The sequence below is a fragment of the Synechococcus sp. O70.1 genome (assembly GCF_047462215.1).
Taxonomy (GTDB): Bacteria; Cyanobacteriota; Cyanobacteriia; order Thermostichales; family Thermostichaceae; genus Thermostichus.
Map to the genome: position 1 here is coordinate 67,038 of NZ_JANSIT010000009.1, position 18,982 is coordinate 86,019.

Genomic DNA, 18,982 nt, shown 5'->3' on the forward strand with positions numbered 1-18,982 from the left:
CTTCACCCACCGCTTGGGGTTGCCTCAGGCTCATTTCAAGAAGCCCGTTTCAAGTCAACTGCAACTTAAAACAACAGCTCCTCAATAATCTCGTTGGAAAACAGCCAGCCCTCGGGCGGGACTAGCCGTAGCCGTCCCCCTTCGCAACTGGCCCAACCTTTTTCAAAGTAGGGATCCAGCCTTTGCAGAGCCTGCTCCACCCTCCTGCTGCCAAAGCGCTCCTGTAAGGTTGCCAAATCCAGCCCTTCCTGGAGGCGCAGCCCCAACATCACCGTATCCATCCAGATTTCTTCTAGAGAGGCTGGCGGCGGGAGGGGGTGAACTTGGGCTTTGACCTGTTCAAAATACTTGTGGAGAGTCCTCGGCTGGTGAATGCGCCGCCCCCCTTCGTAGCCGACAGATCCCATGCCAAAGCCAAAGTAGGGGCGATTTTCCCAGTACACCCGGTTGTGGCGACAGGCATACCCAGGGCGGGCAAAATTGGAGATCTCGTAGTGGATATAGCCTGCCTGGGTGAGGAGACGCCGGGCCATCAAGTACATTTCAACGGTCGCCTCTTCGCTGGGCAGGGGCGCCTCCCCCGGCCGGTACAGCCGGCCAAAGCGAGTTTCGGGCTCGAGGGTGAGATCGTAAACGGAGACGTGGGCCGGGTTGATTTCAAGAACAGCTTGCAGGGACTCCTGCCAATGTTCCAAAGTTTGGTAGGGCAGCCCGAAGATCAAATCCAGGTTGAAGTTCTCAAAGCCCACCGCCTTCAAGTCGGCCACAGCTTCATAAATTTCTTCCACTCCGTGTAGGCGACCGCAGGCGGCCAGCAGCTCTGCCTGAAACGCCTGGGCTCCCAAGCTAATGCGGTTGACCCCCAGGTCCCGGTAGCCCGCCAACTGCTCTCGGGTCAGGGTGCCGGGGTTGGCCTCGAGCGAGATCTCGCAGTCGGGATGAAACGGGATCCGCTCCCTAAGTTGAGCCAAGATCCGGCCCAATTGCTCCACCGTCAGCAGGGAGGGAGTGCCGCCGCCGAAAAAAATGCTGGTCAAGGGTTGGGGATCCCCGGCCAAATGGCGGTAGCGATAGGTGCCGCCGATCTCCTGGCAGAGCCTCTGCACATAGGTTTCTATCAGCTCGCGGGTGCCCAGGCCAGTGGCAAAATCGCAGTAGTGGCAGCGCTGCCGACAGAAGGGGATGTGCAGGTAGGCAGCCTTCGGCCAGCCAAGCTGAGCGGAGGGGGTCAGCTCTTCCGTAGGTGCTGCGACTGCCATAGAACCACTCTACTGATAGGCCCTTGATAAGGATCCATGAAAGCCGTGCGCCTGGCGGTGATCGACTATGATGCCGGCAACTTGCATTCAGCTTGCAAAGGGCTGGAGCGGGCCGGGGCCGAGGTGCAGCTAGTAACAGAGCCGGACGGCCTAGAGGCTTTTGATGGCGTCGTCCTGCCGGGAGATGGGGCTTTCGACCCAGCCATGCAGCAGTTGCGGGCGCGGGGCTTTGTGGAAGCCCTCCGAGCGGCAGTGGAGCGGCAGCAGCCCTTCCTGGGCATCTGCCTTGGGCTGCAGGTTTTGTTTGAAAGCAGCGAAGAGGGAAACGAGCCAGGGCTGGGCATCGTGCCAGGACGGGTGCAACGCTTTCGACCAGAGCCAGGCCTGCGCATCCCCCACATGGGCTGGAACCAGTTGCACCTCACCCAGCCCCAGTCTCCCCTTTGGGCAGGGATCCCTGACCAAGCCTGGGTCTATTTTGTTCACTCCTACCATGCAGTGCCCCACGACCCGAGCTGGGTGGCCGCCACCACTCAGCACGGCAGCCAAACCTGTGTGGCCGCCATTGCCCGCGGCGCTGTGTTGGCCACCCAGTTTCACCCGGAAAAGTCCGGCCCGGTTGGTTTGAAGATCTTGCAAAACTTCGTGGACTTTGTGGCCGGATCCCTGGCCCGCACCTAGACCTCGGCTTTTCCCAAGCCCCATGAACTACTGGCTGATGAAATCGGAGCCCAGCGTCTACAGCATCTGGGATCTGCAGCGGGAGGGCCAAACTCTCTGGGACGGCGTGCGCAACTACCAAGCCCGCAACTACCTGAAGGCTATGCAGCCTGGGGATCGCGCCTTTTTCTACCACTCCAACGCCAACCCTCCCGGCATAGCCGGCCTAATGGAGATCGTGGAAACCCAGGTGGTGGATCCCAGCCAGTTTGATCCCACCAGCCCCTACTACGATCCCAAGTCAACCCCTGCAGCTCCCCGCTGGTACACGGTGCGAGTGCAATTCGTTGCTGCCTTTGAGCGCTTGATCCCTTTGGCCCAGTTGCGGGCCACTTTTACCCCTGCAGAGCTAGAGGTGGTGCGGCGGGGCACGCGACTGTCGGTGATGCCCGTTCCCCAGGTCGTGGCAGAACGGCTGCTGGAACTGACAGCCTTTTCCCCCTAGTCCTACGAGGCTAGGGCGAGCCAGCTAGAGGCCTCTTGGCCCCTGGCAAGGGGATCGACTGCCAAAGCTTCAAGAGCCAAAGGTTGAGAGTCCCCAGCGCTGCAGGCTGTCGAAAGCTGCGTAGGCCGTCAGATCTGGCTGCAGGGGCGTAATCGACACGTAGCCCTCGGCAACTGCCCGCACATCAGAGCAGGGATCCACCTCCTCTTCCACCACCTCTCCTGCCAGCCAGTAGTAAGCCTTGCCGCGGGGGTCTACTCGTTTCTCGTAGAGATCCGTGTACTTGCGCCAGGCCAGGCGGGCCAAGACCATGCCGCGTATTTCAGCTAGCCCCAGCGGCGGCACGTTGACGTTCAACAGCATTGGCTTCTCTAGGGGCTTCAGGCTCAGCTTCTCCAGCAGGGTCAGCACCACCTGGGCCGCCGGCTGAAAATCCTGGTGGGTAAAGCTGGCCAGGCTCACTGCCAGGCTGGGGATCCCTTCCAACAGCCCTTCCATGGCCGCTGAGACAGTGCCCGAGTAGAGCACATCGGTGCCCAAGTTGGCCCCCTGGTTGATGCCGGAAATCACCCAGTCGGGACGATGTTGCAGCAAGCCATCCAAACCCAGCTTGACGCAGTCCGAAGGGGTGCCTGAACAGGCCCAAGCTTGCACCTCTGGCGGAAACCCCTCCCGCACCGGCTCCAGCCTTAGAGGCTTGTGCAAGGTTAGGGCATGGCCCGTGGCCGAGCGCTCCCGATCCGGACAGACCACCGTTACCTGGTGCCCGCCTATCTGAGCCAGCGCTGCCGCCAAACACCGCACCCCGGCCGCTTGGATGCCGTCATCGTTGCTGACGAGAATGTTCATCAGTGCCACCCCTCACCCATCCCTGGCCATCCTTCCCTTCGACCAAGCTCGGCTGCCTCCATGATGCCCTCTGCTGCCAAGCCTACAGCCGTCCGGAAGCCAAGACAAAGCCTGAGAAGCGCAGCCTAGCATGTTATCATTAAGTGTAGTCTTACGAACAATATCCGTAGAGGTACGGTGTCGTTCAGTAAATTTTGAGGGTCATTATGAAGCTAAGGTAAAGCTAGTCTTCTTCCTCTTGTGGGGGCTGCCAATGGCGTCTTTGGTGGAGGGAAGAGCCCAATGTAGCCCCTGAGGTTGCTCAATCGACAGGAAGTCTATCCCATGTCCCTGGTTTCCATTGCATCGGCAACAGAAGCTCAGGAGTGGCGAGAACTCTGCCAGTGGGCTGAGGAGCACTACCGCTCTCGCACTTTTCCCAAAGATGTGCGCATCCCCACCCGTCCGGGACTGGTGTATATCCCCCAGGAGGGGGTGGTGCGCCTGGTCAGCCAAACGCCAGAGCGGCGGGAAGTTTTTGTTGGGTTTATCACACCTGGCGTGCCCTTTGAGGTGAGCCACCCAGAGCGCTTTGAGCTAAAAGCCTGTACCCACGTCGATCGCACCACGGTGATGTGGTTTTACTGGAAGGATCTAGAACAGTGGCCCTATCTCCACCAGAAGATTCAGGAAAGCTTCCGCCAGCAACTGCAGCGCAAGTTGCTCTGGCTAGGCAACCTGGGCCAGCGTCGAGCCATTGACCGCCTCAGGGGCTTCCTGAACCTGTTGATCGAGGAGTACGGCCAGCCCTGCGACCAGGGGATGTACCTCCCCTGGACTCTAACCCACGCCCAGATTGGGGATGCCATTGGCGCTACCCGCGTGACGGTAACCCGCCTGCTGGGATCCCTGCGCTCGAAGGGGTTTGTGCAGATCCTGGATCAGAACCTGATCTGCATTCCCAATGGGGTAAAGCTGCAGCCGACGCCGAAAAAGGTGGCCAGCGCTTAAGCTATGGGCCTACAGCTTTACTACCGGGCCTGGGGAGAAGGGATCCCTTCCCTGCCCATCTTGCTGCTCCACGGCCATCCCGGCAATGCCGACTGCATGGAAGTTTTTGCCGAGGCGGTGGCGGAGATGCACCCCTGTGTGGCCCCAGATCTGCGCGGCTACGGGCGTTCGCAAGTACGGGATCCCTTTGAGATGTCGGCCCACTTGGAGGACTTGCAGGAGCTGCTGGATCGCCTGGGCTGGCAGGAGTGTCTGCTACTGGGCTGGTCTTTGGGCGGGATCCTAGCCCTAGAGTTGGCTTTGCGCCTACCCCAGCGGGTCAAAGGCTTGATCCTAGTAGCCAGCGCTGCCTGTCCCCGCAGCAACCATCCCCCTACCGATTTTTGGGATCAGCTCAACACCGGCATTGCTTCGCTGCTCAACTGGCTTTGGCCCGGCTGGAGTTGGAACATCAACACCTTTGGCCGCCGCTCTCTCTACCGCTACCTAATCCAGAGACATACCCCGAGAACCTATCGCTACCTGGCCCAGGCAGCTTTGCCGGCCTACCTGCATACCTCTCCTCAGGCTCGCCAGGCCCTACGCGCTGCCCTTCGACAGGGCTACAACCGCGAGGGGGAGCTGCACCGCCTGCACCTGCCGGTTTTGATTCTGGCTGCGGAGCAGGATTGCCACATCACTGTTGCCAGCAGCCTAGCCACGGCTCGCCTTCTCCCCCAGTGCACCTGCATTGTCTATCCCAACGTGGCTCACCTCTTTCCCTGGGAGATCCCTGAGCAAGTAGGGCAAGATCTGCGCCGCTGGCTGAGGGCTCAGGATTGGGCCAAGGGAGGCTCTTGCAAAGTCCCCTCAGAGGGCGGGGCGGCCTCCTGAACTTGGGCTAACCTACGCAGCCGAGCAAAGGCCTCTTCCTCCAGGTGGATTTGCTGCTGCTGTTGTTCTTCCGGGGTGCGCAGGCGTTTCCCCAAAGGCTGTTGCAGCGTGCCCAAAAGTAAGGGCTCGGAGACTCCCGGCTCGGGGTGGATGACAGTGCGGGCCTGCAGGGTAAACACTGGCGAGCCGGTAGAGAAGCGACCTGGGGAGGCCAGATCGCTAGCTGCCTGCTTCAGCGTAAGGATCAGTTGCTCCGGGGTGATATCTGGGCTAACGGCAATGACCGCCCGCTCCGCCCCTTGGTCATAGACAGTGGTGTAAGGAGCAGCCCCGGGGATGCGGGAGCGGAAAATGGGCCCTAGGCTCAGGGCAAAACAGCCTGCCGTTAGAACCAAGGTGAAGGCTGTGTAGCCCACTAGCGAAAACTTCCAAGGCCAGTTGCGTATCCAGGCCAGCAGAGTGAGCAGCGCCAGGAAGACCGCTACTCCCAGCCCCACCTGGCTGGCAGAGGCGAAGAAAGATTGCAAAGAGCCATCCATCATTCGCAAACTACCTCTTGTTGACCCCAGAACTGCCGGCGGCTATGTGCATTTTAGAGCCATTTCTTTATGCTACTAAATCAGCATTGCTGGCAAGAAGGACGCTGAAAAAATGCGAAGAAAACGAACCACGGTACTAGCGAAAGGACTATAATGCCGGCGAAGCGGCTTGAGAGCTGTCGGCATGTCATCTTCAACTCTATCTGAAGGAGCGCATCACAGGCTTGATTCTACGATCCCTCGGTAGCCCTGCGGATCGCAAGAGAGTCACTGTTCACCCTCGGCAACCTCACTGCCGGGATCCTTAGCGAATACCACGACGTCACTAGCAGCTCTGTGCTGCTGGAGAAGCTGCAGGCCTTTCGGGTTGTCTACGAAGAGGCCGTTGCCCGCCTACAGAAGCCCTCCTTCCGGATTGCCACCATTGGCACCACCTCTTCGGGTAAATCCACCATTGTGAACGCCCTCATTGGCCGGAAAATCGCGCCTATTGAGGCCCAGGAGATGAGTGCCGGGATTCCTGCGGATTAGGCACAGCGAGCGGAGCAGGCTAGTTATCCACAATACCGAAGGAGCTACCTGGGAATGCGGAACGTGGGAAGACCTGAGGGACGAAGAAATCTACAGCCGGCTCAAGCTGACGATGGAGGCCTACCACCAAGAGCGGCGAAAGAAGAGGAAGAAGAGGGATAAAGCGGAGGTGGGCATCCCTCAGGTAGACGTTGAGTGTCCGCTGCTGCCGGTCAGAAATCCTTTTCTGTTAGGCCTGCCTGAGGGCTTACAGGTCGAGATTTATGACTTGACTGGCCTAAACTCAATTCAAGATAGAACAAGCCTTAGGATTATCCAAGAGCATGTCAGCAAGTGCTTTAGCTTTGTTGCACTGGATTACTCTCAGACAGATTGGCAAGGACGGGAAACTCTCTTGAGAGAGCTAAAGGATGTCGTAGAGTTTCTCAGAGGTCAAACCAGTTTGATGGTCTTCTTGCTCAACAGGGTTGACATGCGGAATCAAACCGACAACCCTCTAGAGCAAAGGATCGAGGAGCTGAGAGAGGAAATTCAGGAGATTCTGGCTCTTCCAGAGCCGCCTTGCATCGTTCCTCTTTCTACTATTGCACTCTTTTATGCTCAATGTGCCTGGGGAGCTAACTCTTCTGAAGCGTCGGATGTAGATCCCAGTACCAGGCGGTGAATGGTCAGCTCTCTTTTTAAAGACTGCTATAACTTCATTAAAGCCTCTACGAGAGGCGATAAGGAGCTAAGGTCTTGGTTACTTAACCTCGAGAACAGCATCGAGGAAGGACAGGAAATATCCGACGACGACACTAGGCTCCTGCTTGGATACGTTCGAGAGTGGAGCGGCGGTAACTTGCTATGGAAAGTGCTGCGAGAAAGGATTAAGGCAGATACTGCAAGAGTTGTTATTCTCCCGGCGGTGCTGCAAGTTATCAACTCAGCTAGAGAGATTAGCAGGGCCCCAGATGTTCTAATCAACACAAGACGAATTCAGACATTGGAGGAGGTAGATAGGCAAAGAAAGTATATTCAGGAAAGACGAGAGCAGTGCAAGGAAGCAATAGATCAAGTAGCCCAACGGTTTATCAATGACATTAAAAGTTTACCGACAAAATTGCTAGTGCCGACGGCACTCTTGAATCCCTATCAAAGATAGAGGAAGAAGCCAGAAAGAAGGGCTGGCAGGTTTTCCCCCAGCTTGCTGACTTTGTGGACGAGCAGGTCAAAGACCTGATTAATAAGATCGTCGCTCCAGTTCGAGATGCTCTTGAGGAAGAAATTGGGGTTTATCAGCTAGAAGACGTCCTGAAAGAGCTGATCCCTGCTCACATTGCCAACTTCGTTGCTAAATCATGCGACCTGACAATCAGGGTATTGAGAGGTTGTGAGCGTTAGGAAGATAGCTTCGTTCTCAGAGTGCGTGTTGAGGAGAAAACCGGAGAGCGCCATGAGAAGATAGAAAGAGCTGAGCGCGCTGTTTTAGCTCTGTACCAATCGGTCAAGGATGCTCTTGAGCATAGGGCAGAGTTTCTGTTTCAAGCCAAGGCGCAAACCTTTGAGAGATTTGCAAACTCCTTGATCTCCCAGTATGCTATGCAACTTACTGGAAAGATAGAGGAGATCCTCACAGCCTCAGAGGAAGACAGGCTAAGGATCCTAGAGTTAATTAAAGCCAGCGTTGAGGTAAAGAGTGAGCCTTTGCACATTACAGAAGATGTCTTTCTCTTTAGGAAGGAGATAGAAATAGAAGCTGAGGAAATAGACATAACGTAAACAATTGAAAAGTCTAGATCTTGCTTCGGAGGCACGACATACGAAAAAATTAAGGTTGGTACAGAGTTCTATCAAAAGCTAACTGTACCCAGCTTTGATAAGATGGCTGAGGAGTGGTCAAGAGGAGCAGAAGCCGGTAAGCAAAGGCTATGGCAAGTCTTGAGAGAATGGATTTTAAGTTACATGGAAAAGCTAAGAAAGACTACCCAAGAATTGGTTAAAAAGGCGCTCGATTTCTCCATGGATGAGCTAAATAGGCAAAGAAAGCTAGTCGAAAGAATACAATTGAAAGTCTTGTTCAGACTTTGTCTCGCTTAGGGAGTGACCATGACGGTTGAGAACGACAGAGAGCAGAGAGAGTTTCTTGCTAAAGCACTCGCTGTAGGACTTGGAGCTATTGCTGGTGGTGCTATTGGGGGTCCAATAGGAGCTGCTTTCGGAGCAGTGGCTGCACTCTTGGTTGAAGAAAATTTATCCAACCCCAAGCCACCCGAGCCTGAACTTGAATCTTCTTCTGGGCCTCCCCAACCCCAGATCTCCAACCGTTTGGTCGTGCTGGCTTTAAGGTCTACCCAGTTTCGCGAATACTTTTCTCACCTCTCCCCTGGGCAAAAAATAACAGAGAAGACTACGTGCGAGCTCCTTTATAGAAACACAAAGTACATCTGGAGAGGTACACAGGAAAAGTTCAAAGAGCTGAAGGAGCAAGTTGAGAAGCTTGCCGCTAAAGATTCTGATGACGAAGGTACTTTCCATCTGGTGGCTCTCGAGACTGACGAAGGGCTTCCTGGACTTGGCAAGAACGCAAATCCTCTTGAGCGAAGAGATGCGTTTCTAGCTCTAGCCAGCAAAGGGAAGATTATCTGGGTTTCCCCCCGTTACATTTAAGCTCCCTTTCTAACAAGGGCTTCTACTCTGTGTGACTGCAACTTTGGAAGCGTAAGTCATGCTAATTCCAACCCTTCTTTTTGCTTCTCCTTCGATTGTTAGTGGACTTTTGGATGGATCCCTGGTTCGCTACGGTGGCGTCGTTCGGGAAGCTGCTACAGGTTGCATTGTTAAGCACTTAGCCGAAGCTCCTGGGCTGACCAGCTTGCTGATGAATGCTCCAGGACTCGAAGCAATAAACTGGGTAATCAATTCTCTTGCTCACCAAGCTACTCACCGAAAGCTTGAGATTTTGCAGCACACTGCTACTAAGATTTTGGGGCTTTCTCAGGTGTCGGCTGGCGCTAGCGTTTTAAACCTAGGCGTTAGCGCTATTGGCTTTACCTACATGCACTTCCGCCTGAACCAATTGCAAATTAGCCTACTTGCAAGCTTTGGCCGTTCAAAGCAGAGCCGAAATCCTATGGCTATCTCCAATTTACATCGTGACCTTTTCATCCAAAGCCTTGCCAAGCTCCAGGCAGAGTTGGCCAGTTTGCACCGATTCCATGAGGCTTCTCCTCGCAATGCCCTTAAAGCGCTAGCAGAGGCCCGCATTTTTTTTCTCTGACCAAGCCCGTCAGATCCCTGTTGAGCGCCAGGCCCACTGCCTATTGCTCAGCGATATTGCTCTCAAGGGTTGGGCAGTTTCCCCAGCGGCGGAATCCCAGCTTCTGCTTAAACATGGGTACCTTCAAGATGCTGTTGATGTCCTAAACTTCGAGGTCCCTCGTTTCCGGGAACTGAGCGAAAGGTGGTGTGCAGCTCTCTTGCCAGCAGATCGGCCTCAGCTCCGGACGGCCTATACGTACAACAAGGCTTCTGGCTTCGCTGGCCGCATCTCTAGCGAACGCATCCAGCGCATTGCTCGTCTTTCCCCATTTGATCGAGGGCTTACGCCAGAGCAGGTCTTTCTCAGAGACAAGAATCTTTCCGTCGAGTTTCAGATGACCTATTTCCAGGAGCTGGACAAGTCTTGGTACCTTTCCCAAGCTGCTTTAGCCGAGTACCTAGATACCCTCAGCGAGCTCACCGAGCGCCTTGAAGGTCTCCAGTCTTTTGCTCGCCTCTGTCGAGAGCTTAACCAAGCGGATCCGTACCGATTGATCCCATCTGAACCCAAAAGTCTCTATCTACTGGCTGCCGAGTAAAATGGTCAGCCGACCTCGCGGGCAGCGCGCACCAGCAGTCCCGCTATGATCAGCGCCGAGAGAATCGAGCTACCCCCGTAGCTCACTAGAGGCAGGGGCACCCCTGTAGTTGGCAGCATCCCGCTCACCACGCCGATGTTGAGCAAGGCCTGGCCCACCAGGAACATCAGGCAGCCACAGGCCACTAGACGAGTGGGCAGATCTGGGCAGCGCCACATGACTCGCAAGCTCACCCAGGTATAGGAGCCCAACAGCACCAGGAAGAAGAGGGATCCCACTAGGCCAAACTCCTCCGCATAGACTGCAAAGATGAAGTCCGTGTACTGGATGGGCAGGTAGAACAGCTTTTGTTGAGAAAGACCGTAGCCTTTGCCCCACCACCCCCCTGAGCCAATAGCCAAGAGGCTTTGCACCAACTGGTAGCCATCTCCTCGGGCATTGCCCCAGGGATCCAAAAAAGCCAGGATGCGCCGCCGTTGGTAGTCTTTGCCGAGGATGCTCACCACTGCTGCTAGCGTCCCCAGGCCTGCCGTAGCCAAAAGGGCGAAGAGGGGGACCCCAGCCGTCCAGGCCATAACCCAGAGAGTAAGACCGCAGATGGCCGTGGTGCCCAAGTTGGGCTGGGTGAGGATCCCCAGCAGCCCCAAAGCAAAGAGCCCAACCCAGACTCTACGAAACCAGCGGGGATGCTCGAACCAACGGCCAAACACCCAAGCTCCCTGGAGCACCAGCAGGGGCTTGAGCAGTTCCGAAGGCTGGATGACAGGGATCACCTTCAAATCCAGCCAGCGACTGGCATCCAGGCGGGAAACCCCTAGCCCCGGCACCTGGGTAGCCCAGACCAAGCCAATGCCCAGCAGGCAGAGGATCCCGGCCCAGGGGAACCAGCGCTGCAAGGGGATACGCACCAAGAGGGTGAAGCAGGCCAGCCCCAGCCCCGCCCAAAGCAACTGGCGCTTAAAAAAGTAGAGGCCATCGCCGGTAGTCTGCTGCGCCACCGGGTAGGAGGCCGAAAACAATACCGCCAGCCCTATCCCCAGCCAGACCAGCGTCAGCCAACGCAGCCAGCGCGCTTCAGCGTTCCAGGAATCCCACCAGGGCTTGGCAGCAGGCTCGAAAGTGGTGGCCACGGTGCTCGAAGCTGGGGTACTGGTCGAAGCTGGCACAAGCAGGCGACAGTAAAACGGTGATGGGCTGAGCTGGATTGGCCAGGGCTTGCGCTAGGGAGCAGGCAGCTGCAAAGGCCCTTTCCACCGCCATATCTAGGGTCGGCAGGATCTCGACGTCAGTATAGCGGATTTCCTGAAGAGCCTTGGCCAGCTTAGGAGCAGCCTCCCCAATGAGCAACACGCGGGCCACCTTGGCCTGAATAAGCCGCAGCCAGGCCGAGGGATCCCCCTGTTTGGCCCTTCCCCCGGCAATGAGGATAATGGGCGGGGAGAGGGCGTTGAGCGCTACCCAGCCGGCCTCGTAGTTGGTGGCCTTGCTGTCGTTGACAAAGCGGATGGGGGTAGATCCCACCCGGATTTGGGCCACCCGTTCCAGCCGATGGGGCATGCCGGCAAAAGAGCGGATGGCGGCTTGAACGGCAGCGTTGGGGATCCCGGCTAGATGAGCAGCCGCTGCTGCCAAGAGCAAGTTCTGCAAGTTGTGCGAGCCAGGGCAGCGCTCGGCAAAGTCCTCCAGCTCCGCCACCGCTTCCCCCTGGATGTAAAGCGTGCTCCCTCGCAGGAAGACATCCGCTTGCGGATCTTGCAGCGAGACCCAGTAGGTCTTTTCCCAGTCTCGCCGCCGGCGAAAGAGGTAGGGGTCCTCGCCATTGACCACCCGCCACTGGGCCCGCTCCAGTAGCCGCGCCTTAAAGCTGGCATAGCGCTCCAGCGTGCCGTGCCGCTCTAGGTGATCTGGGGTGAAAGTTGTCCACACTCCAATGCGGGGTGGGCCTCCGGGGGAGCTCTTCATCAGGCGGCTGCTGGCCTCCAGTTGGTAGCTGCTCAGCTCTGCCACGATCCAATCTGGCCGACGCTGCCCTTGCCAGATCTCCAGAGCCACTTGGGACAGGGGCAAGCCAATGTTGCCGCAAGGGATCCCTTCTAGCCCTGCTGCCTTGAACATCTCCGCCACTAGGGCCGTGGTGGTGCTTTTGCCGTTGGTGCCCGTGATCCCCACCCAAGGCAGATGCTCTAGGAACTGCCAGGCCAGCTCTGCCTCTCCCAGCACCTCGATCCCTTGCCGACGTGCCTCTTGCAGCAGCGGGTGATCCCAGGCAATGCCGGGGCTAACCACCACTTGCTCCACCCCTGGCAGCAGTTGAAAAGGCTGGCCCAGCTGGACAGAGATCCCCTCTCGTTCCAGATCCGCCTGCCGTTGCCGCAAGATCTCCGAGTCCTGCTCGTCCCAGACCCAAACCTCTTTTCCTTGCGCTCGCAGCAGCCGTGCAGCCGACCGACCTGCGATCCCCAGCCCTAGAACTTGATGGCCCACGTCTAGTTCCTTGGCAACTTTGGCCTTCAGATCCGCATCTTACAAACTAGCTGCCCTCTAGAGCGTGGCACTGGGCTAGGGATTGCAACGACAGAGAAAGGAGAGGACCTCGCCCATTAGACAGTTTATGGCTTGGTACTTCTCAGGGGAGGCTGAGAGGATTTCTGCCTCTGACTGCACATAGGTAGATGGCAATAGTTCGTCGCGGCAGTTGGAGACAAGCCCTTGCACCAGTTCTGGCGTGGTTTCCAAGTGAAACTGGAGGCCGATCACTGAGCGTCCAAGCTGAAAGGCCTGATTCTCACAGCCTTCGCTTTTGGCAAGGTGAATTGCACCGAGCGGCAGCTCGAAAGTTTCCCCGTGCCAGTGAAAAACCTCAATCGAAGGCGGGAAGCGAAAGGCCAGCTCGTTAGCCGGTTGGATCCCTTGCACCGGCCACCAGCCTATTTCCTTGACAGGATTTGGAAACACCCGAGCCCCCATTGCGCTGGCAATCAGTTGCGCCCCCAGGCAGATGCCCAAAATAGACTTGCCAGCCTCGATAGCATTGCGGATGAACTCTTTCTCCTGGACCAGCCAAGGAAACGTGCTTTCGTCATTGGCACTCATAGGGCCACCCATGACGATGAGTATGTCAAATTCATCCAAGCTCGGCAATCTCGTCGATTCAAAGAACCTTGTGCCTGTTACAGGGTATCCCTTGGCTCTAAGCCAAGACTCTATGTAGCCAAGACCCTCAAACGGCACATGTTGTAGGTAATATGCACGCATGACGAGATGGGATCTCTCCTCATCACCCACAAGCTGTTAGGATTAACGACTTGACGCCTTAACTCACCTGCTGCCTAAAGTCCCAGCCTGTAATCTAGCCCAGGGTCGAGAGCAGTGGAAGTAGCGCTGCCCCCTGCAACCGGTTGTTAGCCGGCCTACCGTTCGGCCTCTTCTTCGTACTCATCCAAAACACTTTCGGAGAGGTGCGATAGATGTGGTTGACGCGCGAGCTCGCGCACGCTGTCGTATGAAAGGAATGTGCAGCTCTCCGCAAGCGGTCCCCTATCAAGTAGGCAAAAGACGGGCCGGCGCAACTCCTGAAAGACCTTCTCCCGCCGTGTGGCTGGCGCCACGATGCGTCCATGTTCGGTTGGGGTGCAAGTAGGTCAGCCATTCGCAGAATGCCGGAGTAGATCGAAGTTGTGTGCTCCACCTCGAAAGCGCGCTTGATCGCCCGACCCTTAAGCCAGAGGACGTCAATTTGCTCGATTGTCCTCAGGGTGGTGTCATCGTAATTCAACGGTAGGCGCTCAAGGATGGGTGGGTGATCTCCCCGCCACTCCGCTAGCACCGCAGCCCTGTCGGATCTTGGCAGCCAGATCTGCATTCCCATCCTGGAACCAATCTCAGCGAGGAGCGCCTGAATCTTGATTGATTCTACTTCGGTTCCTTCTGGGACGATCACCGACACGTCCTTGTCCGCTCTGCGAATGCGATGAGTGAGAAGTCTTTTGTACTCGTTTTCATCGACGGGATACGTCACCTCTCCAGAGGCCTGGGCCTTGATCGCTGCCTCAAGAAACGCCCCATCGTTCTCGTCAAGCTGAACTAGGCCCCCACGAAGCTTGCCAGTCCACGTAGACGAACTCCTGCTTTGACCACGCGTGAAAGAGAGAGCATTCCACACGTGGTCTTCATGAATAGGAAGGGCCTTTTCAACGGACAACCAAGCAATCGGTCTGACTCGGAAGCGAACTACAAATGGATCACCGACAGGAAAGAACAGCGGGGTTTCGTCCAGGTACGGTCCTTCCAGAACCTCCAGCACCCCGACCCATCTCGAAAGCTTCGTCACGTAGCAGACAAGACTGTCGCCGGTCTTGACTTTGCCGGCAACACCCCAGCGACGAAGGGGAAAACCGGACACCGTTCGATCGGAACGGCTGAAGGCCTCATATGTCTCAGGGGAAAACAGTTGGACAAAGTACGCCATGTCTCTCTTTCGTGTGCGTCCGGCTAACGCAAAAGTTCACCCGCCGCAGCCCCTGCAACGGCGTAGCGTCGTACAAACTCGTAATGCAGCCCCCGTCGCGGTGCAAGGCCTGTTTAGCTGCCACCCCATGCTGTCAATACTATTGCGGCAAACTGGACAGTTTACGCTGCAACGCGCCACGAACCCACCCTCAGGGCTCAACAAAGGCGGTTGTGGGGTCAGAAGTCCATTAGAGATTCTTGAAGGGATGCCTTCTGGCGGAGGGATCCCCTCATCCCTGTGGACCTCAAGAGTTATTGCGAATTGTTACACATGTAACGGTTCCCAACCAGCTCAGTTCCGTTTCTCGGGTAGAACGGGAAACAGGTCATAAGGGATAATGCTTACCCGTAGGCTGTTTGCATCACCGGACGGAGAGCGACCGCATGTTTACTCTGGTTAAGCCCATCACCCGCCACGTTGCCCCTGCTGAGGTGGGGGATCGCCGCTTGATGAAGGTGGTGTACGTGGTGTTGGAGCCGCAGTATCAGAGCGCCCTGACGGCGGCGGTGCAGCGCATCAATGCCCACAACCCTAAGCTGGCGGTGGAGCTGTCGGGGTACTTGGTGGAGGAGCTGCGGGATCCCTCGGGGTATGAGGCTTTCCAGCGGGATCTGGAGACAGCCAACGTCTTTATTGGATCCCTAATCTTTATCGAAGACATTGCCCAGAAGGTGGTGCAGGCGGTGGAGCCCCTGCGGGAGCGGCTGGATGCGGTGGTGGTCTTTCCCTCCATGCCGGAGGTGATGCGCCTTAATAAGCTGGGATCCTTTTCCATGGCGCAGCTAGGGCAGTCCAAGAGCGCCATTGCCCAGTTCATGCGCAAGCGCCAGCAGGGATCCAGCTTCCAAGAGGGGATGCTGAAGCTGCTGCAGACCCTGCCCAAGGTGTTGAAGTACTTGCCCTTCGACAAGGCGCAGGATGCCCGTAACTTCATGCTCAGCTTCCAGTACTGGCTGGGCGGATCCCGGGAGAACCTGGAGAACTTTTTGCTCATGCTGGCGGATCGCTACCTGCCAGGGATGCGGGGGCAGCTCTCCTTTGCTGAGCCCGTCACCTACTTGGAGATGGGTATCTGGCACCCGCTGGCGCCGCAAATGTTTGCCAGCCTGGCGGAGTACTGGGACTGGTACAATGCCCGCGAGGATCTGCCAGAGGACGTGAAGGATCCCTTGGCCCCCTGCGTGGGGCTGGTGCTGCAGCGCACCCACCTGGTGACGGGGGACGATGCCCACTACGTCGCCATGGTGCAAGAGCTGGAGTCGCGCGGGGCGCGAGTGGTGCCGGTGTTTGCCGGCGGCTTGGACTTCTCCAAGCCAGTGAACGAGTTTTTCTGGAACGAGCAGAAGACGGCGCCCATTGTGGATGTAGTGGTGTCGCTAACCGGGTTTGCTCTGGTGGGCGGGCCGGCGCGGCAGGATCACCCCAAGGCAGTGGAGACGCTCAAGCGGCTCAATCGCCCCTATATGGTGGCCCTGCCCTTAGTGTTTCAATCCACCGAGGAATGGGCCAACAGTGACTTGGGCCTGCACCCGGTACAGGTGGCGCTGCAAGTTGCCATTCCCGAGCTGGACGGGGCCATCGAGCCAATCATTCTCTCGGGGCGGGACGCCGTCACCGGCAAAGCTCACGCAATGCAGGATCGGATTGAGCTGATTGCAGCGCGGGCCATTAAATGGGCCAATCTGCGGCGCAAGCCCAAGATAGAGAAGAAAATTGCCATCACCATTTTCAGCTTTCCGCCCGACAAAGGCAATGTGGGAACAGCCGCCTACCTGGATGTGTTTGCCTCCATCCACCGGGTGATGCAGGCGCTGGCCCACAATGGCTACGACCTGGGGCCAGAGCTGCCCAAAACCCCCCAGGAGCTGATGGAGTCCATCCTCCACGATCCCCAAGCTCAGTACGCTAGCCCGGAGCTGAATGTAGCGGCCAAGCTGTCGGTGCGGGAGTACGAGGCCCTGACCCCCTACGTCAAAGCCATTGAGAAATACTGGGGGCCAGCTCCAGGGCACCTGAACACCGATGGGCAAAATCTACTGATTTACGGCAAGCACTTTGGCAACGTGTTCATCGGGGTGCAGCCCACCTTTGGCTACGAAGGGGATCCCATGCGGCTACTTTTTTCCAGGTCGGCCAGTCCCCACCACGGCTTTGCCGCCTACTACACCTACCTGGAAAAGGTTTGGAAAGCCGACGTGGTCATCCACTTTGGCACCCACGGGTCTCTCGAGTTCATGCCGGGCAAGCAGATTGGCATGTCCAGCGAGTGCTACCCGGATAACCTGATTGGATCCCTGCCTAACCTTTACTACTACGCTGCCAACAACCCCAGCGAGGCCACCATTGCCAAGCGGCGCGGCTATGCCTGCACCATCAGCTACCTGACACCGCCAGCAGAAAACGCTGGCCTCTACAAGGGGCTGCAGGAGCTGCGGGACCTGATTGGCTCTTACCAAACCCTGCGGGAGGGGGCGCGGGGCATTGCCATTGTCAACGCCATCTGCGACAAGGCGCGGCTAGTCAACCTAGACAAAGACGTGGAGCTGCCGACGGTGGACGCTGCCCAGCTCACCCTAGAGGAACGGGACACGGTGGTGGGCAAGCTCTACGCCAAGCTGATGGAGATTGAGTCGCGGCTGTTGCCCTGTGGGCTGCATGTGATTGGGGCGCCCCCCACAGCAGAAGAGGCGATTGCCACCTTGGTAAGCATTGCCAGCATTGACCGGCCGGAGGAAGGGATCCTCGGCCTACCCCGCATCATTGCCCAGAGCCTGGGGCGGGATATCGACGAAATCTACCGCAACCGGGATCGGGGGCACCTGGCGGATACAGAGCTGCTGGATCGCATCAACAAGGCCTGCCATAAAGCAGTGGCCGCGCTCGTGCGGGAACAGACCGACGCCCAGGGGCGGGTCTCGCGCGTGGCCAAGCTCAACTTCTTCAACATGGGACGGCAAGCGCCTTGGCTGGTGGCCCTGAAGGAGGCAGGCTACCCCCAGGTGGATCCAGACCTGCTCAAGCCTTTGTTTGAGTTTCTGGAAGAGTGCCTCAAGCAAATTACGGCAGATTATGAGCTGGGATCGCTGCTGCGGGCCTTGGAAGGGGAGTACATCCCACCGGGGCCGGGAGGAGATCCCATCCGCAACCCCAACGTCTTGCCAACTGGGCGCAACATCCATGCTTTGGATCCCCAGTCCATCCCCACGGCAGCGGCCATCAAGTCGGCGGAGATTGTGGTGGAACGGCTGCTGGCGCGGGAGCTGAGCGCCAACGGCGGCAGGTACCCGGAGACCATCTCAGTGGTGCTCTGGGGCACGGACAACATCAAGACCTACGGCGAGTCGCTGGCGCAGGTGCTCTGCCTGCTGGGGGTGCGTCCTAAGCCAGATGCCCTGGGGCGGGTAAACAAAGTGGAGCTCATCCCCCTGGAGGAGCTGGGGCGGCCCCGCATTGACGTGGTGGTGAACTGTTCCGGGGTATTCCGGGATCTCTTTGTCAACCAAATGGCCCTTCTCGACCGGGCAGTGAAGCTAGCAGCCCTAGCCGATGAGCCGCTGGAGCTGAACTTTGTGCGCAAGCATGCCCTACAGCAGGCAGAAGAATTGGGGCTGACTCTGGAGCAGGCGGCAACGCGGGTCTTTTCCAACGCTTCTGGCTCCTACTCGGCCAACATCAGCCTGGCCGTGGAAAACAGCTCTTGGGAGGACGAAAGCGAGCTGCGGGAGATGTACCTATCCCGCAAGTCCTTTGCCTTCGGCTCCAATTTGCCCAACCAGCAGATGCGGCAGCTTTTTGAGGCCAGCCTGAAGACGGTGGAGGTAACCTTCCAAAACCTGGATTCGTCGGAGATCAGCCTAACAGACGTCAGCCACTACTTTGATGCGGATCCCACCAAACTGGTGCAGAGCCTGCGCCCCGACGGCAAGGCTCCCTCAGCCTACATTGCCGATACCACCACGCCCAATGCCCAGATCCGCACCCTGAGCGAGACCATTCGCCTGGACGCTCGCACCAAGCTCCTCAACCCCAAGTGGTATGAGGGCATGCTCAAGCACGGCTACGAAGGGGTGCGGGAGATTGCCAAGCGGCTGGTGAACACCTCTGGCTGGTCGGCCACGGCAGGTGCGGTGGACAACTGGATCTATGAGGAGGCCAACGAGACCTTTATCAAGGACGAGGCAATGCGGCAGCGCCTCATGAACCTCAACCCCCACTCCTTCCGGCGCATCGTCGGCACCCTCCTGGAGGTGCATGGGCGTGGCTACTGGCAAACTTCCCAAGCCAACATCGAGCTCCTGCAGGAGCTGTATCAGGAAGTGGAAGACCGGATCGAGGGGGTGGAGTAGCTGGTCAAGGCCATCCCCGCAGAGGAGAGCTGAGGCTTCTCCTTGCATTTGCTGGCATAAGGGGGTTGGTAGCAAAGCCCC

At 57.5% G+C, this 18,982-nt stretch carries 20 protein-coding genes; 13 read left to right on the forward strand and 7 right to left on the reverse strand.

Going from position 1 to position 18,982, the window contains the following annotated elements:
* Positions 1-65: 65 nt before the first annotated feature.
* On the reverse strand, positions 66-1,259 hold the full coding sequence (hemW, locus tag NW833_RS07085) for a radical SAM family heme chaperone HemW (RefSeq protein ID WP_414411998.1): 1,194 nt from the start codon (positions 1,257-1,259) through the stop codon (positions 66-68).
* A 36-nt stretch (positions 1,260-1,295) separates the two neighbouring features.
* Here hemW and hisH point away from each other — a divergent pair, with 36 nt between their 5' ends.
* The gene (gene hisH, locus NW833_RS07090) at positions 1,296-1,940 is read left to right on the forward strand and encodes an imidazole glycerol phosphate synthase subunit HisH (RefSeq protein ID WP_414396764.1); all 645 of its coding nucleotides are present in this window, start codon (positions 1,296-1,298) and stop codon (positions 1,938-1,940) included.
* Between the two features lie 22 nt (positions 1,941-1,962).
* The gene (locus NW833_RS07095) at positions 1,963-2,424 is read left to right on the forward strand and encodes an EVE domain-containing protein (RefSeq protein ID WP_414396766.1); all 462 of its coding nucleotides are present in this window, start codon (positions 1,963-1,965) and stop codon (positions 2,422-2,424) included.
* A 69-nt stretch (positions 2,425-2,493) separates the two neighbouring features.
* On the opposite strand, the gene surE is transcribed toward NW833_RS07095, so the two are convergent.
* Positions 2,494-3,273: a 5'/3'-nucleotidase SurE gene (surE, locus tag NW833_RS07100; protein ID WP_414396769.1), complete on the reverse strand. Its 780-nt coding sequence runs from the start codon at positions 3,271-3,273 to the stop codon at positions 2,494-2,496.
* A 324-nt stretch (positions 3,274-3,597) separates the two neighbouring features.
* On the opposite strand from surE, the gene NW833_RS07105 reads away from it, so the two are divergent.
* Both NW833_RS07105 and NW833_RS07110 read left to right on the forward strand, forming a co-directional pair.
* Entirely contained in the window at positions 3,598-4,263 is a 666-nt protein-coding gene (locus tag NW833_RS07105) for a Crp/Fnr family transcriptional regulator (protein ID WP_414411999.1), read from the forward strand.
* Positions 4,264-4,266: 3 nt separating this feature from the next.
* Entirely contained in the window at positions 4,267-5,136 is an 870-nt protein-coding gene (locus NW833_RS07110; RefSeq protein ID WP_414412000.1) for an alpha/beta fold hydrolase, read from the forward strand.
* Here the strand turns inward: NW833_RS07110 and NW833_RS07115 are convergent.
* Positions 5,076-5,675, reverse strand: a complete 600-nt coding sequence (locus NW833_RS07115; protein WP_414412001.1) for a Ycf51 family protein — start codon at positions 5,673-5,675, stop codon at positions 5,076-5,078. The genes NW833_RS07110 and NW833_RS07115 overlap by 61 nt on opposite strands.
* A gap of 336 nt (positions 5,676-6,011) precedes the next feature.
* On the opposite strand from NW833_RS07115, the gene NW833_RS07120 reads away from it, so the two are divergent.
* The 8 genes from NW833_RS07120 to NW833_RS07155 all read left to right on the forward strand — a co-directional run bounded on the left by NW833_RS07120 (position 6,012) and on the right by NW833_RS07155 (position 10,045).
* A complete protein-coding gene (locus tag NW833_RS07120; RefSeq protein WP_414412002.1) occupies positions 6,012-6,206 on the forward strand; it encodes a dynamin family protein in 195 nt (64 codons plus the stop codon).
* Positions 6,184-6,870, forward strand: coding sequence for a hypothetical protein (locus NW833_RS07125; RefSeq protein ID WP_414412003.1), 687 nt, complete (start codon positions 6,184-6,186; stop codon positions 6,868-6,870). The genes NW833_RS07120 and NW833_RS07125 overlap by 23 nt, the downstream gene beginning before the upstream one ends.
* The gene (locus NW833_RS07130; protein WP_414412004.1) at positions 6,871-7,350 is read left to right on the forward strand and encodes a hypothetical protein; all 480 of its coding nucleotides are present in this window, start codon (positions 6,871-6,873) and stop codon (positions 7,348-7,350) included.
* 53 nt (positions 7,351-7,403) lie between these two features.
* On the forward strand, positions 7,404-7,589 hold the full coding sequence (locus tag NW833_RS07135) for a hypothetical protein (RefSeq protein ID WP_414412005.1): 186 nt from the start codon (positions 7,404-7,406) through the stop codon (positions 7,587-7,589).
* Positions 7,590-7,610: 21 nt separating this feature from the next.
* The gene (locus NW833_RS07140; protein ID WP_414412006.1) at positions 7,611-7,967 is read left to right on the forward strand and encodes a hypothetical protein; all 357 of its coding nucleotides are present in this window, start codon (positions 7,611-7,613) and stop codon (positions 7,965-7,967) included.
* A 327-nt stretch (positions 7,968-8,294) separates the two neighbouring features.
* Positions 8,295-8,855, forward strand: coding sequence for a hypothetical protein (locus NW833_RS07145; RefSeq protein ID WP_414412007.1), 561 nt, complete (start codon positions 8,295-8,297; stop codon positions 8,853-8,855).
* Between the two features lie 58 nt (positions 8,856-8,913).
* Positions 8,914-9,465: a hypothetical protein gene (locus tag NW833_RS07150; RefSeq protein WP_414412008.1), complete on the forward strand. Its 552-nt coding sequence runs from the start codon at positions 8,914-8,916 to the stop codon at positions 9,463-9,465.
* A gap of 199 nt (positions 9,466-9,664) precedes the next feature.
* Entirely contained in the window at positions 9,665-10,045 is a 381-nt protein-coding gene (locus tag NW833_RS07155) for a hypothetical protein (protein ID WP_414412009.1), read from the forward strand.
* Between the two features lie 5 nt (positions 10,046-10,050).
* Here NW833_RS07155 and NW833_RS07160 read toward each other — a convergent pair whose 3' ends face one another.
* The 4 genes from NW833_RS07160 to NW833_RS07175 all read right to left on the reverse strand — a co-directional run bounded on the left by NW833_RS07160 (position 10,051) and on the right by NW833_RS07175 (position 14,513).
* Positions 10,051-11,175 (reverse strand): FtsW/RodA/SpoVE family cell cycle protein, encoded by a 1,125-nt coding sequence (locus NW833_RS07160; protein ID WP_414412010.1) that lies wholly within the window; start codon positions 11,173-11,175, stop codon positions 10,051-10,053.
* Positions 11,120-12,529, reverse strand: a complete 1,410-nt coding sequence (gene murD / locus NW833_RS07165; protein ID WP_414412011.1) for a UDP-N-acetylmuramoyl-L-alanine--D-glutamate ligase — start codon at positions 12,527-12,529, stop codon at positions 11,120-11,122. The genes NW833_RS07160 and murD overlap by 56 nt, the downstream gene beginning before the upstream one ends.
* 75 nt (positions 12,530-12,604) lie before the next feature.
* Positions 12,605-13,300, reverse strand: coding sequence for a type 1 glutamine amidotransferase (locus NW833_RS07170; RefSeq protein WP_414412012.1), 696 nt, complete (start codon positions 13,298-13,300; stop codon positions 12,605-12,607).
* 94 nt (positions 13,301-13,394) lie between these two features.
* Positions 13,395-14,513 (reverse strand): hypothetical protein, encoded by a 1,119-nt coding sequence (locus NW833_RS07175; protein WP_414412013.1) that lies wholly within the window; start codon positions 14,511-14,513, stop codon positions 13,395-13,397.
* Between the two features lie 425 nt (positions 14,514-14,938).
* Here NW833_RS07175 and NW833_RS07180 point away from each other — a divergent pair, with 425 nt between their 5' ends.
* Entirely contained in the window at positions 14,939-18,901 is a 3,963-nt protein-coding gene (locus NW833_RS07180; RefSeq protein ID WP_414396799.1) for a magnesium chelatase subunit H, read from the forward strand.
* Positions 18,902-18,982 lie beyond the last annotated feature (81 nt).

Coding starts and splice junctions, on each gene's coding strand:
- hemW (WP_414411998.1), bottom strand. CDS start 1,259: ATGGCAGTCGCAGCACCTACGGAAGAGCTGACCCCCTCCGCTCAGCTT.
- hisH (WP_414396764.1), top strand. CDS start 1,296: ATGAAAGCCGTGCGCCTGGCGGTGATCGACTATGATGCCGGCAACTTG.
- NW833_RS07095 (WP_414396766.1), top strand. CDS start 1,963: ATGAACTACTGGCTGATGAAATCGGAGCCCAGCGTCTACAGCATCTGG.
- surE (WP_414396769.1), bottom strand. CDS start 3,273: ATGAACATTCTCGTCAGCAACGATGACGGCATCCAAGCGGCCGGGGTG.
- NW833_RS07105 (WP_414411999.1), top strand. CDS start 3,598: ATGTCCCTGGTTTCCATTGCATCGGCAACAGAAGCTCAGGAGTGGCGA.
- NW833_RS07110 (WP_414412000.1), top strand. CDS start 4,267: ATGGGCCTACAGCTTTACTACCGGGCCTGGGGAGAAGGGATCCCTTCC.
- NW833_RS07115 (WP_414412001.1), bottom strand. CDS start 5,675: ATGGATGGCTCTTTGCAATCTTTCTTCGCCTCTGCCAGCCAGGTGGGG.
- NW833_RS07130 (WP_414412004.1), top strand. CDS start 6,871: ATGGTCAGCTCTCTTTTTAAAGACTGCTATAACTTCATTAAAGCCTCT.
- NW833_RS07145 (WP_414412007.1), top strand. CDS start 8,295: ATGACGGTTGAGAACGACAGAGAGCAGAGAGAGTTTCTTGCTAAAGCA.
- NW833_RS07150 (WP_414412008.1), top strand. CDS start 8,914: ATGCTAATTCCAACCCTTCTTTTTGCTTCTCCTTCGATTGTTAGTGGA.
- NW833_RS07170 (WP_414412012.1), bottom strand. CDS start 13,300: ATGCGTGCATATTACCTACAACATGTGCCGTTTGAGGGTCTTGGCTAC.
- NW833_RS07175 (WP_414412013.1), bottom strand. CDS start 14,513: ATGGCGTACTTTGTCCAACTGTTTTCCCCTGAGACATATGAGGCCTTC.
- NW833_RS07180 (WP_414396799.1), top strand. CDS start 14,939: ATGTTTACTCTGGTTAAGCCCATCACCCGCCACGTTGCCCCTGCTGAG.